12 protein-coding genes are annotated in these 15356 nt (G+C 72.8%); 6 read left to right on the top strand and 6 right to left on the bottom strand.

The features are described 5' to 3' along the window. Positions 1-86: 86 nt before the first annotated feature. Positions 87-1499: a cation:dicarboxylate symporter family transporter gene (locus AC069T_RS23910; RefSeq protein ID WP_478784749.1), complete on the top strand. Its 1413-nt coding sequence runs from the start codon at positions 87-89 to the stop codon at positions 1497-1499. 200 nt (positions 1500-1699) lie between these two features. Here AC069T_RS23910 and AC069T_RS23905 read toward each other — a convergent pair whose 3' ends face one another. Beyond that, positions 1700-2326 carry a TetR/AcrR family transcriptional regulator gene (locus tag AC069T_RS23905; RefSeq protein WP_478784663.1) on the bottom strand — a complete coding sequence of 209 codons (627 nt, stop codon included), beginning with the start codon at positions 2324-2326 and terminating at the stop codon, positions 1700-1702. Between the two features lie 293 nt (positions 2327-2619). On the opposite strand from AC069T_RS23905, the gene AC069T_RS23900 reads away from it, so the two are divergent. Then, entirely contained in the window at positions 2620-4518 is a 1899-nt protein-coding gene (locus AC069T_RS23900; RefSeq protein ID WP_478784662.1) for an MFS transporter, read from the top strand. Positions 4519-4585: 67 nt separating this feature from the next. Here the strand turns inward: AC069T_RS23900 and AC069T_RS23895 are convergent, their stop codons facing one another. Together AC069T_RS23895 and AC069T_RS23890 are read right to left on the bottom strand one after the other, a co-directional pair. Then, positions 4586-5500, bottom strand: coding sequence for an aldo/keto reductase (locus AC069T_RS23895; protein ID WP_478784661.1), 915 nt, complete (start codon positions 5498-5500; stop codon positions 4586-4588). Between the two features lies 1 nt (position 5501). Beyond that, positions 5502-6518: an NAD-dependent epimerase/dehydratase family protein gene (locus AC069T_RS23890; RefSeq protein WP_478784660.1), complete on the bottom strand. Its 1017-nt coding sequence runs from the start codon at positions 6516-6518 to the stop codon at positions 5502-5504. 78 nt (positions 6519-6596) lie between these two features. Here AC069T_RS23890 and AC069T_RS23885 point away from each other — a divergent pair, with 78 nt between their 5' ends. From AC069T_RS23885 to AC069T_RS23870, 4 genes are all read left to right on the top strand, one after another. Further along, positions 6597-7118, top strand: coding sequence for an Lrp/AsnC family transcriptional regulator (locus AC069T_RS23885; RefSeq protein ID WP_478784659.1), 522 nt, complete (start codon positions 6597-6599; stop codon positions 7116-7118). 43 nt (positions 7119-7161) lie between these two features. Then, positions 7162-7590 (top strand): MerR family transcriptional regulator, encoded by a 429-nt coding sequence (locus tag AC069T_RS23880; protein ID WP_358852254.1) that lies wholly within the window; start codon positions 7162-7164, stop codon positions 7588-7590. Continuing rightward, a complete protein-coding gene (locus AC069T_RS23875) occupies positions 7587-7919 on the top strand; it encodes a thioredoxin family protein (RefSeq protein ID WP_478784658.1) in 333 nt (110 codons plus the stop codon). Before AC069T_RS23880 ends, AC069T_RS23875 begins: the two co-directional genes overlap by 4 nt. A 180-nt stretch (positions 7920-8099) precedes the next feature. After that, entirely contained in the window at positions 8100-10346 is a 2247-nt protein-coding gene (locus tag AC069T_RS23870; protein ID WP_478784657.1) for a HelD family protein, read from the top strand. Positions 10347-10442: 96 nt separating this feature from the next. Here the strand turns inward: AC069T_RS23870 and glgB are convergent, their stop codons facing one another. The 3 genes from glgB to AC069T_RS23855 all read right to left on the bottom strand — a co-directional run. Continuing rightward, positions 10443-13574 (bottom strand): 1,4-alpha-glucan branching enzyme, encoded by a 3132-nt coding sequence (gene glgB, locus AC069T_RS23865; RefSeq protein ID WP_478784656.1) that lies wholly within the window; start codon positions 13572-13574, stop codon positions 10443-10445. A 49-nt stretch (positions 13575-13623) separates the two neighbouring features. Then, the gene (locus AC069T_RS23860) at positions 13624-15030 is read right to left on the bottom strand and encodes a maltokinase N-terminal cap-like domain-containing protein (RefSeq protein ID WP_478784655.1); all 1407 of its coding nucleotides are present in this window, start codon (positions 15028-15030) and stop codon (positions 13624-13626) included. A 116-nt stretch (positions 15031-15146) separates the two neighbouring features. Next, on the bottom strand, positions 15147-15356 hold a 210-nt coding region (locus tag AC069T_RS23855; RefSeq protein ID WP_478784654.1), incomplete at its 5' end, for an alpha-glucosidase C-terminal domain-containing protein.

The following is a 15356-nucleotide window of genomic DNA, read 5'->3' as shown; positions in this document are numbered from 1 at the left end:
ACCCGCTCGGGAGCCCTGCGCTCCCGGCACTCGTCCGGGAGCCCCCCGCTCCCGGTTCCGCCCGGACGTGAGCCGCACGCCGGATGATGCCGACGACGTCGTCAAGGAGGGCAGCCGTGACCAGCACACCCGCAACGGCACCTGCCGCACCCGCCGCCAAGCGGGACCGCACGCACTACCTGTACATCGCCGTGATCGCGGCGGTGATCCTCGGCATCGCCGTGGGCCTGCTCGCCCCCGACTTCGCGGTCGAGCTGAAGCCCATCGGCACCGGCTTCGTGAACCTGATCAAGATGATGATCTCGCCGATCATCTTCTGCACGATCGTGCTGGGCATCGGCTCGGTGCGCAAGGCCGCCAAGGTCGGCGCCGTCGGCGGTATCGCGCTCGGCTACTTCCTGGTCATGTCGCTGGTCGCCCTCGCCATCGGCCTGGTGGTCGGCAACATCCTGGAGCCCGGCACGGGTCTCGCGGTGACCCAGTCGGTGAAGGAGGCCGGCCAGGGACAGGTGTCCGCGGAAGCGCTGCCGCCGGTCGAGTTCGTCCTCTCCATCATCCCGACCACGATGGTCTCCGCGTTCACCGAGGGCCAGGTCCTGCAGACCCTCCTCGTCGCCCTGCTCGCCGGGTTCGCGCTGCAGGCCATGGGTCCGGCCGGCCGGCCGGTGCTCCGCGGCATCGAGCACATCCAGCGGCTCGTCTTCCGCATCCTCGCCATGGTGATGTGGGCCGCGCCCCTCGGTGCCTTCGGCGCGATCGCCGCGGTCACCGGTTCCGCCGGACTGGACGCCCTCAAGAGCCTCGCCGTGCTGATGCTGGGCTTCTACGTCACCTGCTTCCTCTTCGTCTTCATCGTGCTCGGCGCGCTGCTGCGGATCGTCGCGGGCCTCAACATCCTCACGCTCTTCAAGTACCTCGGCCGAGAGTTCCTGCTGATCCTGTCCACCTCCTCCTCCGAGTCCGCGCTGCCGCGGCTCATCGCGAAGATGGAGCACCTGGGCGTGAGCAAGCCGGTGGTCGGCATCACCGTCCCGACCGGCTACTCCTTCAACCTCGACGGCACCATGATCTACATGACGATGGCGTCGCTCTACATCGCCGACGCGCTCGGCAAGCCGATGTCGGTCGGGGAGCAGATCCCGCTCCTGCTCTTCCTGCTGGTCGCCTCGAAGGGCGCGGCGGGCGTCAGCGGGGCCGGCCTCGCCACGCTGGCCGGCGGTCTTCAGTCGCACAAGCCCGCACTGGTCGACGGCGTCGGCCTGATCGTCGGCATCGACCGCTTCATGAGCGAGGCCCGCGCCCTCACGAACTTCGCGGGCAACGCGGTCGCCACCGTGCTGATCGCCACCTGGACCAAGGAGATCGACCGGGGCCGGGTCGACCAGGTGCTCGCGGGACAGCTGCCCTTCGACGAGGAGACGCTGCTGGACCACGACGAGGACACCCCGGCGGCCGGCCTCCCGGAGCAGGGCGGCGAGAAGCAGCTGGTCAAGGCATAACGCTTCGCCGGGCCCCGCCCTGATGGGGCCCGGCGAAGCCGGGCCCCGGGGCGCCGTGAGGCGCCCGGCACACGCGGGGGCCCGGCAGGACGCCGAGCGGCCGGGTCGCCCCCCGTAGGCCCGGCCGCTCGGTGCGCCGACGTCGGTCGGTCGCCGCCGAGCCGCCGTTCAGGTGTTCAGGTGTTCAGGTGTTCAGGCGCTCAGGCGCTCAGGCGCTCGATATTCGCCACCAGGACGGTGGCACGCGAGGCGGGTACGCCCGCCGCGGTCAGCATGGTGACCGCGGCGGAGCGGCCCGCCTCCTCCGCTGCCAGCAGGCCGTCGTTCACCGCTTCCATCAGGGCGAAGAGCATCTGCTCGTGCACGTAGGCCAGCGCGTCCGGCGGCAGCGGGGACGTGAACACGCCCGCCTCGAGACCGCGCCGGAGCAGCTGTGCGCAGGACTTGCGGACGGGCGTGAGCCGGTCGCGTATGCCCTGGACCGTGACGCTGCGCTGGGCGAGCGCGACCAGCAGCCGGTAGCGGTCGGCGATCTCCCATACCGCCAGCGTCGAGCGGACCAGCGACTCCGCGGGGTCCTCGACGCCCTCGCGGCCCGCGGCGTGCGCCGCCTCCACCGCCTGCGCCGCGCCCTCGAACAGTGTGCCGATCAGTGCCTCGCGGCTCGGGAAGTGCCCGTACACCGTGCGCCGGACGACCCCCGCGGCACGCGCGATCTGGTCCATGGAGGCGTCGGGGTCGCGCAGCAGCTCGGCGAGCGCGACATCGAGGATCCGGCGGCGGTTCGCATCGGCGCGGCTGGCGTTACCCGTGGTCATGGCTGACATTCTGCACGTCCTTTCCCGGTGCCCGTCCGGCCACTGCCTCGTCGCCCTTTGGGGCGGGCTCGCGGGGCAGGCGGGAACGGCCGGGCAGGCCCTGGCGGCCGGCGCTGCGTCCACAGGGCCTCCACCTCCTCCATTTGCACAGCTCTGTGCAATGACGTACGTTGCACAGTGTCGTGCAATTGCACGTCGCTGTGCAAGTGGCCGGGTGAGACGGCCGCCGTACAGACCACCCCGCGGTGCGGGCCGATCGTCCGGCACCGTGCGAGCCGACAGAGGAAGGGCGAAGCGAACCCATGCGTCTCGTCATGAACGAACCGGTCGAGAGGATGGACCGGCCCTACGCCCGGCGCTGGTGGGCCCTGCTGGTGCTCTGCCTGAGCCTGCTGATCATCGTGATGGCGAACACCGCCCTCACGGTCGCGGCCCCGGACATGACCCAGGACCTCGGCCTGTCCAGCGCCGACCTGCAGTGGGTCATCGACGGCTACACCGTCCCGTACGCCGCGCTGATGCTGCTGCTCGGCGCGATCGGCGACAAGTACAGCCGCCGCGGCGCACTGGTCCTCGGGCTCGTCGTCTTCGGCGGCGGCGCGGTCGCCGGCTCGCTCGTCGACAGCTCCACGGGCGTCATCGCGGCCCGCGCCGTGATGGGTGTGGGCGCCGCGCTGATCATGCCCGCCACGCTCTCCCTCCTCGCCGCGACCTTCCCGCGTGCCGAGCGAGCCAAGGCGATCACCCTGTGGACCGCCACCGCCGGACTCGCCATCGCGGCCGGGCCGCTGGTCGCGGGCGCCCTCCTGGAGCACCACGGCTGGTCCTCCACCTTCCTGATCAACGTGCCCGTCGCCGCCCTGGCCATCGTCGGCGCGCTCGTCCTCGTGCCGCCGTCCGCGGCCGCCCACCACGACCGCATCGACTACGTCGGCGGTCTGCTGTCCGTGCTGTGGATCGGCGCCCTCGTCTACATGATCATCGAGGGGCCGCACTTCGGCTGGGGCGTGAAGGCCGTCACCGCCGCGGTCGTCGCCGGCCTCGGCCTTGTCGCCTTCGTCCTGTGGGAGCTGCGCCACCCGCGCCCGGTCGTCGACGTACGCCGCTTCGCGCACCGCGGATTCGCCGGTTCCAACCTCGCGGTCGCGCTCTTCTTCCTGGCCGTCTTCGGCGCCTTCTACTTCCTCACCCAGCACCTCCAGTTCGTCCTCGGCTACGACGCCCTGGACACCGGGGTGCGCATGCTGCCGCTCGCCGGGGCCGTCTTCGTCGGCTCGGCCCTCACCGGCTACCTCACCCCGCGCGTCGGCATGAAGATCACGGTCACCGCGGGCATGGTGGCCGGCACGGCCGCGCTCGCGCTGCTCACCCGGATCGACGCCACGTCGTCGTACGGCGACTTCGTCCTGCCCCTGGTCATCCTGGGCCTCGCCATCGGGCTCGCCCTGTCGCCCTGCACGGACGCCATCATGGGCGCGTTCCCCGAGTCCGAACTGGGCGTCGGCGGCGCGGTGAACGACACCTCGCTGGAGCTCGGCGGCTCGCTGGGCATCGCCATCCTCGGTTCCGTGCTGGCGAGTTCGTACTCCTCGCAGCTGTCGGACGCGACCGCGGGCAGCGGACTTCCCGCGGGTGCCCTGTCCACGGCGCAGGACTCGGTGGGCGCGGGCTACGCGGTCGCCCAGGGCATCGGCGAGAAGGCCCGGCGGGCCGGCGAGCAGGCCGCCCAGGCGCAGAACGCCGAGCAGGCCTCCCAGTTGAAGGCCCAGGCCGACCAGCTCGCCGAGGGTGCACGCCACATGGCGGACGCGGTCGGCTCGTCCTTCTCGGACGCGGTCGCGCACACCAGCCTCGTCGGTGCGGTGGTCCTCGGCGTCGGCACGGTTCTGGTGGCGTTCCTGCTGCCGCGCAGGGCACGCACGGCCGACCCGGAGACCGGGACCCCTGAGGCCGGGGCCACGAAGGGCGGGACCCCGGAGGCCGGGGCCCCGGAGGCCGGGGCCACGAAGGCCGGGTCCGCGAAGGCCGGGTCCGCGAAGGCCGGGTCCACGAACGGCACGGCCGGCACGGACGCCGACGCCGACGCCGACGCCGACGCCGACGCCGGCGCCGAAGTCGCGGGCGAGGCCGAAGCCGCGTCCCCCGACGAGGAGTCCGCGTCCGTGGCCGGCCCGTCCGGCGGGCCGAGCGGGACGCGCTGACCTCACCGAGGGCGGGCCCGGAGGTCCGGGGGGCTCCCCGGGCCCCGGGCCTTTCGTGTTCCCGGGGTCAGGGCTGCGCCGGGTCGGCCGGGGGCCGCCCTGCCGTCGCCGCGTTCAGGCGGGCCAGTTCATCCGCCTGAAGGACCAGGTCCGCCGCTCCCGCGGAGTCCCGGACCGTCGCCGGGCGGCTCGCCCCCGGTATCGGGATCACGGTGGGCGAGAGGGACAGCAGCCAGGCGAGGCAGACCCGCTGAGGGCTGACCCCGCGCTCGCGTGCCACCTCGTGGAACGCGGCGAAACCGCCGGACGCCGTCCGCGACGGCCCGTCCAGGGAGCTGCGGGAGATGCCGCCGAGGGGACTCCAGGGAAGGAACGCGAGGCCAAGGTCGGCGCAGAGCCGCAGCTCGGCGGTGCCGTCCCGCACGGCGGGCGAGTACCGGTTCTGGACCGAGACGAGGCGGTCGCCGAGGAGCGCGTGGGCCCGGCGTATCTGTTCCGGATCCGTGTTGCTGAGGCCGGCCAGGCGGATGCTGCCCTCGTCGAGCAGGTCGCGCAGGGCGCCGACGGACTCCTCGAAGGGCACCGCGGGGTCGGGTTTGTGCAACTGGTAGAGGCCGATGGCCTCGACGCCGAGCCGCTTCAGCGAGGCCTTGGCGGCCGCCTTCAGATGGTCCGGCCTGCCGGTGACCGTCCAGCTGCCGTCGGCCGGCCGGCCCCGGCCGCCCTTCGTGGCGACCAGGACGTCCGCCGTGTCGCCGCCGTACGTGGCGAGCGCGCGGGCGACGAGCCGTTCGTTGTGGCCCGGTTCCTCCCCGGGCAGGTGATACGAGTCGGCGGTGTCCAGGAGGGTGACGCCCGCGTCGAGGGCGGCGTGCACGGTGGCCAGGGCGCGGGCCTCGTCGGGACGGCCCTCGATGGACAGCGGCATCGCGCCGAGCCCGACCGCACCGACCCGGAGACCGCCAAGGGTGCGCTGCCGCACGTCAGTCGACCTCCCCGAGCGGCGCGACCGGCACAGCCACCTGCACAGGCGCAGGCGCAGGCACCGCACCGGGAATCCCGGCCCCGAGGGCCACGCCACCCCCAGTTCCCGCTCCTAGGGTCTCCGCGACCGCGCGCGGCAGCCACTCCCGCGCCTGCCCGAAGCGGAAACCCAGCCCGGAGGCACGGGAGTTGTCCATCCCGTACGAGCGGGTGAAAGCGAACGGCGAGACCTCACCGGCCTCCACGGTCCGGAAGACCGTCCTGCCGCCGGGGACGCGCGCGGCCACCGCCCGGCACAACTCCTCTGTGGTCAGCGTCCCGTGGGAGGCCGCGTTCAGCGGGCCTGTGCAGTCCTGGCCCGTCACCCACATCAGGAAGTCGGCGACCTCCTCGACGTGGATGTAAGTCGCCGGACGGTTCACCGCCGGCACCGCGATCGGCTCACCCGCCGCGATCCGCCGGACGTAGTGGTCTAGCCGTCCGGTGAAGTCGTCGTCCCCGCCCAGCACATGGGCGACGCGCACGGCGACGTACGGAAAGGCGGGATCCCGCGCGAACACCGCCTCCGCCTGCCGCTTGCCCTCGCCGTAGTGGGTGTCGAGGAACCCGGGGTCCTCCCAGGGCAGGCCGAGGTCCACGGCGACGGTCCGCGGGTCGACCGCCTCCTCGCGCACCGGTGACGCCGAGTCCTCGTCCTCGTACACCTCGACGGTGGAGGTCATGACGTACCGCCGGGTGCGGCCGGTGAAGACGCGCCGGGCGACGGCCGCCTGCCGGGGCGAATAGCAGACCTGGTCGACGACGACGTCGAAGGCGCGTGAACCGAGTGCCGCGCGCAGCGCCTCCTCGTCATCGCGGTCGGCGGCCAGGTGGACCGCTCCGGCGGGCGGCGGCGACGAGCCGCGATTGACGACCGTGACCCGGTCGCCGGCGGCGAGCAGCCGGGCCATGAGCCGCTTTCCGAAATAGCGGTTTCCGCCGATGACACACACGTCGCGCACGACGCCCTCCCGCATTCCGTTTCCGCCCCGGGCCGCTGCCTGGCGTGCGGTCATAATTCTCCCGACGACAAGCGCGGGACTGAAGGGGGAGTCATGGGAGATCAGGCCGTCGCACCGAAGGAACCACGGCACCAGCGGGCCGCCGCCCACGAAACGTCGGCGGCCTTCGACGAGGTGGACCGCCGGATCCTGGAGCTGCTGCAGACCGACGGCCGGATCAGGCTCAGTGAGCTGGGCCGCCGGGTCAGGCTGAGCCCGGCGGCCGTCGCCGAACGCGTCCGCCGGCTGGAGTCCGCGGGCGCCGTCACCGGCTACGGCGCCCACGTCGCCCCCGCCCGCCTCGGCTACGGCATCCAGGCCTTCGTCCGGGTGAACCCGCACGGCGGCTACACCCTCAAGCACCCGAGGACGCTGGAACTCCTCGGCCGCCCGGAGGTCGTGGAGGTCCACCACGTCGTCGGCGAGGACTGCTGGATCCTCAAGGTGGCGGTGCAGGACACCATCCACCTGGAGGAGATCCTGGAGCAGACCTCCGCCCTCGGCCGCACGACGACGTCCATCGTCCTGTCGTCCCCGGTGGAACGCAGACCGCTGCTCCCGCCCCGGCCCCGTTGAACCGCTTGCCTTGACGTCGGCGTCAAGCCGTACCGTCGGGGTCATGCGAATCGGCGAGCTGGCGGCGCGGGCCGGGACGACCACGCGGACCCTGCGCTACTACGAGACCCGCGGGCTGCTGCCCGCGCGGCGGGGCGAGAACGGATACCGGACCTACGACGAGGACGACCTGCGGCTGCTGCGGCAGATCAGGACGTTGCAGGACTTCGGGTTCGACCTGGAGGAGACCCGGCCCTTCGTGGAGTGTCTGCGGGCCGGACATCCCGAGGGCGACTCCTGCCCGGCCTCGCTGGCGGTGTACCGCCGCAAGCTCGGCGAACTCGACGCGCTGATCGGCGAGTTGCAGGCGGTGCGCGAACACGTGGGCGTCCAGCTGGCGAAGGCCGAGCGGGCGCGCGACGAGCTGGCCGCCGACGCGGAGGTTCCGGGCGGCCCGGAACCCGTGTGCGAACTGGGAGGACGGACGCAGTGATCAAGGCGGCAGGAGTGGCCGAAGTGACGGACGCGGACTTCGAGGCGGAGGTGATCGGGGCGGAGCTGCCCGTGCTGGTGGAGTTCACCGCCGACTGGTGCCCGCCGTGCCGGCAGATGGGGCCGGTGCTGAGCGCCCTGGCCGCGGAGGAGGACGGCCGGCTCAAGGTCGTCCAGCTCGACGTGGACACCAACCCGCGGACCGCCCTCGCCTACGGGGTGCTCTCGATGCCCACCTTCATGGTCTTCCGGGGCGGTGAGCCGGTGCGCTCCATGGTCGGCGCCCGGGCCAAGCGGCGGCTGCGGGAGGAACTGTCCGACGTGCTCTGACCCCGGCGCACGTACGGGAGTACCCGCAGAGGTGCCAAGGGAACGACCCCGGGGAACGAAAAAATCCCTCGAGCAATTGCGCTCGGGGGATTTCTTTGCGTATATTCGATGATTCGCGACTTCGGTAATGCGGATCGCGAATGAGTTCAACGGGCACAGTATATCCGGCCGGGAGCGGAATTGTCAAACACCGAATTTCCAGACGATGAATTGCGGCACGAGCAGGAATTCATCGACGGCCTGTACACACGCGTGGACACCCTGCGCGGCGCCACCGAGGAGTCCGTCACCGACGCGCTCGGCCAGGGCAACACACCGATGCAGGCCCGGCTCGAACGGGATGTCCTCGTCGCCGAGCGCTCCGGGCTGCTCGCCGCCCTGAACGCCGTGGAAGGCTCGCTCTGCTTCGGCCGCATCGACCTCACCAGCGGGGTCAGTCACCACATCGGACGCATCGGCATCCGCGCCGACGACGCCGACCTCACCCCGATCCTGGTCGACTGGCGGGCCCCCGTCGCCCGCCCCTTCTACCTCGCCACCGGCCACACCCCGATGGACCTGCGCCGCCGCCGGCACATCACCACCGACGGCCGCCGGGTCACCGCGCTGCACGACGAACTCCTCGACCTCGGCGACCGGGAGCGCACCGGCCACGAGGACCCGGCGGGCGACGCCGTCCTGCTCGCCGCGCTCAACTCGGCCCGCACCGGCCGGATGAGCGACATCGTGCAGACCATCCAGGCCGAGCAGGACCGCATCATCCGCGCCCCGCACCGGGGCGTCATGGTCGTCGAGGGCGGCCCCGGCACGGGGAAGACGGCCGTCGCGCTGCACCGGGCCGCCTATCTCCTCTACGAACACCGGGAACTGCTCGCCAAGCGGGCCGTCCTGATCGTCGGCCCGAACCCCGCCTTCCTCGGCTACATCGGCGAGGTGCTGCCCTCGCTCGGCGAGACGGGCGTACTGCTCGCGACCGTCGGCGAGCTGTTCCCCGGTGTGAGGGCGACCGCCGCCGACACCCCCGAGGCGGCCGCCGTGAAGGGCCGCGCGGAGATGGCCGACGTCCTCGCCGAGGTCGTACGCGACCGGCAGGCGCTGCCCGACCCGGTCATCGCCATCGAGCACGACCGGGACATACTGATGCTCGACGAGGGCCTCGTGCAGGTGGCCCGCGAGCGCACCCGCGAGGCGAAGCTGCCGCACAACGTGGCCCGCGAGCACTTCGAGGGGCACATCCTCAACACCCTCACGGACATGCTCGCCGAGCGCATCGGCACCGACCCCTTCGACGGCTCGAACCTGCTCGACGCGAGCGACATCACGCAGATCCGCGACGAACTCGCCGAGAACCCCGAAGTCTGGTCCGCCGTCGACCAGTTGTGGCCCCGGCTGACCCCGCGCGGGCTGGTGGCGGACTTCCTGGCGGCCCCGGAGGGATACGTCACGGACGAGGACGCGGCGGCGATCCGCCGGCCGGTCACCCGGGCGTGGACCACCGCGGACGTCCCGCTCCTGGACGAGGCGGCGGAACTGCTCGGCGAGGACGGCCGGGTGGCGCGCGCCCTCGCCGAGCGGGAGCGCAACGCCCAGGTCGCCTACGCCCAGGGCGTGCTGGACGTCTCGTACGCCTCGCGGACGTACGAGTTCGAGGACAAGGACGAGGAGGACTCCGAGGTCCTGTCCGCGCACAACATCATCGACGCGGAGCGGTTCGCCGAGCGGCACGAGGAGGACGACCACCGCAGCGCCGCCGAGCGGGCCGCGGCGGACCGCACCTGGGCGTTCGGGCACATCATCGTCGACGAGGCGCAGGAGCTGTCGCCGATGGCCTGGCGGCTGCTGATGCGGCGCAGCCCGACCCGCTCCATGACGCTGGTCGGCGACCCCGCGCAGACCTCCGAGGCGGGCGGCGTCGGCTCCTGGTCGGACATCCTCTCCCCGTACGTCGGGGACCGCTGGGAGCACACCCGCCTCGCCGTCAACTACCGCACCCCGTCCGAGATCATGGACCTCGCGGCAGCCGTGCTGCGGGCCGGGGACCCGGACTTCGAGCCGCCGAGTTCGGTGCGGTCCACGGGGGTACGGCCCTGGGTGCGCGCCACCGGCGACCTGCCCGGCGCCGTCGCCGAGGCCGTCACCGAACTCACCCCCGACGAGGGGCGCCTCGCGGTGATCGCGCCCCGTGACCTGCACCGGGCGCTGGCCGTGCGGCTCGACGGGGTGACGGCGGGCGCGGAGCCGGATCTGACCCGCACCGTCGTGCTGCTCGACCCCCGGCAGGCCAAGGGGCTCGAGTTCGACTCCGTCCTGGTGGTCGAGCCCGGCCGGTACGGGACGAGCGACCTGTACGTCGCCCTGACCCGCGCCACGCAGACACTGGGAGTGCTGCACACGGGCGACCTGCCGGCCTCCCTGGCGACCGGCTGACGTCGTATCCGTCGCGACTCGGGAGCGCTGCCCCCGGGCCCCGCCCCGCGAACGCCGGTGGGGCTGAATCCCCTCAGCCCCACCGGCGTTGCGAGGTCACGCCGGGCGGAGCCAGACCGTCGACAGGGGCGGCAGGCTCAGCCGGATGCTGGCCGGGCGCCCGTGGGCTGCCCGCGGCTCCGGCTTCACCGGGTCGGGATTCGTGACGTCGCTGCCGCCGTACCGGGCGAGGTCGGTGTTGAGGACCTCGTGCCAGGCGGGCACGTCGTCCGGGACCCCGAGCCGGAAGTCGTGCCGCACCACCGGCGCGAAGTGGGACACGGCGAGCAACGGCGTGCCGTCGGCGGCGTGGCGCAGGAACGCGAACACGTTGTCCTCGGCCGCGTCCCCGGCGATCCAGGCGAACCCGGAGGGATCGGTGTCCCGCTCCCACAGGGCCGGCTCGGCCCGGTAGACGGTGTTGAGATCGCGGACGAGGTCGCGCACACCGCGGTGGTCGGCCTCCGCGCCGTAGGCGGGGTCGAGCAGCCACCAGTCGGGCCCGTGAGCCTCCGACCACTCGGCGCCCTGGGCGAACTCCTGCCCCATGAACAGGAGCTGCTTACCGGGATGGGCCCACATGAAGCCGAGGTACGCGCGGTCGGTGGCCCGCTGCTGCCACCAGTCGCCGGGCATCTTCGACACCAGCGACCGCTTGCCGTGGACGACTTCGTCGTGGGAGATGGGCAGCACGTAGTTCTCGCTGTACGCGTACACCATCGAGAAGGTCATCTCGTGGTGGTGGTACTTGCGATGGACCGGCTCGTGCTGCACGTAGTCGAGCGAGTCGTGCATCCAGCCCATGTTCCACTTCAGCCCGAAGCCCAGGCCGCCGAGGCCGCCGGGCCCGGTGAGGTGGGTGGCCCGGGTGACGCCGTCCCAGGCCGTCGACTCCTCCGCGATGGTGACGACGCCCGGGTTGCGCCGGTACACGGTGGCGTTCATCTCCTGGAGGAAGGCGACCGCGTCCAGGTTCTCCCGGCCGCCGTGCTCGTTCGGGGTCCACTGGCCGGGCTCGCGGGAGTAGTCGAGGTAGAGCATGGAGGCGACGGCGTCCACGCGCAGGCCGTCGATGTGGAACTCCTCGCACCAGTACACGGCGTTGGCGACCAGGAAGTTGCGCACCTCGCGGCGCCCGTAGTCGAACTCCAGCGTTCCCCAGTCGGGGTGGGCCGCCCGCAGAGGGTCCGAGTGCTCGTACAGCGGGCGTCCGTCGAACTCGGCCAGCGCCCAGTCGTCACGCGGGAAGTGCGCCGGCACCCAGTCCATGAGCACACCGATCCCGGCCCGGTGCAGGGCGTCGACCAGGTACTTGAAGTCGTCGGGAGTGCCGAGCCGGGCCGTCGGAGCGTAGAAACCGGTCACCTGGTAGCCCCAGGAGCCGCCGAAGGGGTGCTCGGCCACCGGCATCAACTCGACGTGGGTGAAGCCCAGGTCGGCGACGTAGGCGGGCAGCTGCTCGGCCAGCTGACGGTACGTCAGGCCCGGTCGCCAGGACGCGAGATGGATCTCGTAGACCGAGAAGGGCGCCTCGTGCGCGGGCCGCTGCGCGCGCCGGGTCATCCACGCCTCGTCCTGCCACTCGTGGTGGGAGGCCGTGACGACCGAGGAGGTCTTGGGCGGCACCTCGGTGCGCCGGGCCATCGGGTCCGCCCGCAGGGTCTTCGAACCGTCGGCCCGGGTGATCTCGAACTTGTACAGCTCGCCCTCGCCGATCGCGGGCACGAACAGCTCCCACACGCCGGACGAGCCGAGCGAGCGCATCGGGAACGCGGTGGGGTCCCAGTAGTTGAAGGTGCCGGCCACGCGCACACCGCGCGCGTTCGGGGCCCACACCGTGAACCGGGTGCCGGTCACGCCCTGGTGCACCATCGGCTCCGCGCCGAGTGCCTTCCAGAGCTGCTCGTGCCGGCCCTCGCCGAGCAGGTGCAGGTCGAACTCGCCGATCGCGGGCAGGAAGCGGTACGCGTCCTCGGTCTCCTGCACCGCCCCCTCGTACGTCACGACCAGCCGGTAGTCCTGCGGGACCTCGACCAGCGGCAGCACTCCCGAGAAGAAGCCGTCGCCGTCGTCCGCCAGGTCCGCCCGCAGCTCGCCGGTGACGACGGACACGGCGAGGGCGTACGGGCGCAGCGCGCGGAAGGCCACGCCACCGGGCACGGCGTGCGCGCCGAGCACCCCGTGCGGATCGTGGTGCGTACCGCTGAGCAGCCGCTCCCGGTCTCCCGGCGCGACCCCGCCGAAGCCGGCCGACCCCTCAGGGAGGACCGACTCCCGCAAGGCGGGTGCCTCCCCAGGGGTGGCCTGCTCGTGCGAGGCGGCCTGCTCCTGCGGGGCGGCGGGCTCCGGCGGAACGGCCTGCTTCTGCGGGGCGGCTTGCTCCTGCGGGGCGGCCGACTCCCGCGAGGCGGCCGCCTCCCCAGGGGTGGCCTGCTCCCGCATGGCGATGGGCTCCTGTGGGGCGGCGGGCTCCGGCGGAACGGCCTGCTTCTGCGGGGCGGCCTGCTCCTGCGGGGCGGCCGACTCCCGCGAGGCGGCCGCCTCCCCAGGGGCGGCCTGCTCCCGCATGGCGATGGGCTCCTGCGGGGCGGCGGGCTCCGGCGGAACGGCCTGCTTCTGCGGGGCGGCTTGCTCCTGCGGGGCGGCCGACTCCCGCGAGGCGGGTGCCTCCCCAGGGGTGGCCTGCTCCTGCGGGGCCGCCGACTCCTGCGAGGCGGGCGGCTTCTGCGGGACGAGCCCTTCCGACGGGGTGGCCGGCGACGGGACGGGGGCGGGGGCGGAAGCCGGCGTGGGCGCCGGTGACGGTGCCGGCTCCGGCGTCCGGGGTGCGGTGACCCCGGTGACCACCGGTCCGGAATGCCGTTCGGCGGCCGAGGCCCCGGCCCGCTTCTGGGCGGGGACCTTCTTGTCGGCGGCCTTCTTCCCAGCGGTCCTCCGGGCCGTCGTCTTCGCGGTGCCGCCCTTGGTCACCGCGCTCTTCACCACCGCTGACCTCTTCGCGGCGCCCTTCTTTCCCGCCGCGTCCTTCGCCGCCGGCGCGCCTTCGACGGCCTTCTTGACCGCCGCCTTCTCCTCGGCGGACCTCTTCGCGGCCGCCGTCGCCTTCTTCCCGGCCGCCTTCCTCGCGGCGGCCGACTTCCTCGCGCCGGTCTTCTTCGGACTGTCCTCGGACGGGGGACGGGGGGTCACGGGCAGAGCCTCCTCGGCAGGGGTGAGCTGGGGCGGGTCGGGGCGCGGGTCACGGCGAGCCGTCGTCCGCGGCGAGCCGTCGCACCGCGGCCATCGGCACCGGCAGCCAGTCGGGCCGGTGCCGGGCCTCGTACAGGACTTCGTAGATCGCCTTGTCCGTCTCGTAGGCGCGCAGCAGGACCGGTTCGGTGCGCGGATCACGCCCGGTGGCCTCCGCGTATCCGCTGCAGTACGCGGCCCGGCACGCGTCGGCCCAGCCGGGCGCCCGGGCTCCGGCCGAGTGGGCCGCGTAGTCGAAGGACCGCAGCATCCCCGCCACGTCCCGCACGGCCGGCTGCGGCATCCGGCGTTCCGCGAGCGGCTTCGACGGTTCGCCCTCGAAGTCGATCAGCGACCACTCACCGGACGCGGACCGCAGGCACTGTCCGAGATGCAGGTCACCGTGGATGCGCTGGGCCGTCCACGTGTGGCCCTCGGCGGCCAGGTCGGACAGGGCCTGGAAGGCAGAGCGCAGTCCGGGGGCGTACGGCCGCAGCGCGGGCACCGCCTGCGCGGCGGCCTCCAGGCGCTCGGTCATGCCGTCGACGATCAGTTCCAGCTGGGGGAGGCCGAAGGTGAGGGTGGGGAGCGCCCGGGCCAGGGCCGTGTGCACCTCGGCCGTGGCCCGCCCGAGTGCCCGGGCCTCGCCGCTGAAGTCCTCACCCTTGGCCAGCTCGCGCAGCGCCAGCTCCCAGCCGTCGGCCGCGCCCCGCACGAAGGGCTGCATGACGCCGAGGACGTACGTCTCGTCGGCCAGGTCCGCGAGCATCCACGCGGTGGGCGCGGGCACCCGCGGGCAGCCTTCGCGGGCCAGCATCAGCGGCAGCTCCAGATCGGGGTTGACCCCGGGCACGATCCGGCGCAGCAGCTTCAGGATGAACGTATCTCCATAGACGACGGAGGAGTTGGACTGCTCCGCGGTCACCACCCGCGGCACCAGGTCCTCCGGGATCTCCTGGCGCCGGTCGCGCTCGAACCGCAGGTCCCCGATGCGGGCCCGGGTCCGCAGCGCCTCGAGCAGTACGTCGGCGGAACGTGGGTCGTGGAGGGCCTCGTACGCCGTCCGTCCGGCCAGTGGACCCTCCTCCGCATGACCGATCAGCGCGGGCGCCAGCCGTGGGGGCAGCGCCTCGCGCACGCCTATCAGCAGCTGGTAGCAGTCCCCGGGATGCGAGGGGGCGCCGGGCGCCGGGGTGAGCGGCTGGTGTGCGCGTACGAGGAGATGGAACAGGCCGGTCGTGGCAGTGGGCGGCAGCAACTCCGTGGCTGCCACCAGGGTGAAACCGGTCACCGGGCGCCCCTTGCCCGCGAACCAACGCTGTCGCGGCAGCCACTCCCGCAGCAGTGGATCGAGCGACGCGAGCAGATCAGGGCGTGCGACCGGGGCCGTGACTGGGTGTATTGCGGCTTCCGACATGGCGGCGCGTCCTTTCCCCGGGGGGACGGGGTGTTACTGATGCGTGCCCCGGTCGGGCCGGTGGAAACCGGCCCGACCGGGTTCTGCGCGGCTTCTGCCCCGCTTCTGTCCGGCTTCTACGCGGCGTCCTTGCGGAGCCGGAACCAGTAGAAGCCGTGACCGGCCAGCGTCAGCAGGTACGGCAGCTCGCCGATGGCCGGGAAGCGCACTCCGCCGATCAGCTCCACCGGATGCCGGCCGTCGAATTCCCGCAGGTCCAGCTCGGTCGGCTGGGCGAAGCGGGAGAAGTTGTGCACGCACAGGACGAGGTCGTCCTTGTACTCCCG

Source organism: Streptomyces sp. NPDC043867 (assembly GCF_056435845.1).
This window is presented reverse-complemented; position numbering and strand designations above follow the sequence as displayed.

Excerpts from the sequence above, each read along its gene's own strand:
- AC069T_RS23905 (WP_478784663.1), bottom strand. The coding sequence starts at position 2,326 with ATGTCAGCCATGACCACGGGTAACGCCAGCCGCGCCGATGCGAACCGC.
- AC069T_RS23880 (WP_358852254.1), top strand. The coding sequence starts at position 7,162 with ATGCGAATCGGCGAGCTGGCGGCGCGGGCCGGGACGACCACGCGGACC.
- AC069T_RS23885 (WP_478784659.1), top strand. The coding sequence starts at position 6,597 with ATGGGAGATCAGGCCGTCGCACCGAAGGAACCACGGCACCAGCGGGCC.
- AC069T_RS23910 (WP_478784749.1), top strand. The coding sequence starts at position 87 with ATGCCGACGACGTCGTCAAGGAGGGCAGCCGTGACCAGCACACCCGCA.
- AC069T_RS23900 (WP_478784662.1), top strand. The coding sequence starts at position 2,620 with ATGCGTCTCGTCATGAACGAACCGGTCGAGAGGATGGACCGGCCCTAC.
- AC069T_RS23860 (WP_478784655.1), bottom strand. The coding sequence starts at position 15,030 with ATGTCGGAAGCCGCAATACACCCAGTCACGGCCCCGGTCGCACGCCCT.
- AC069T_RS23890 (WP_478784660.1), bottom strand. The coding sequence starts at position 6,518 with ATGCGGGAGGGCGTCGTGCGCGACGTGTGTGTCATCGGCGGAAACCGC.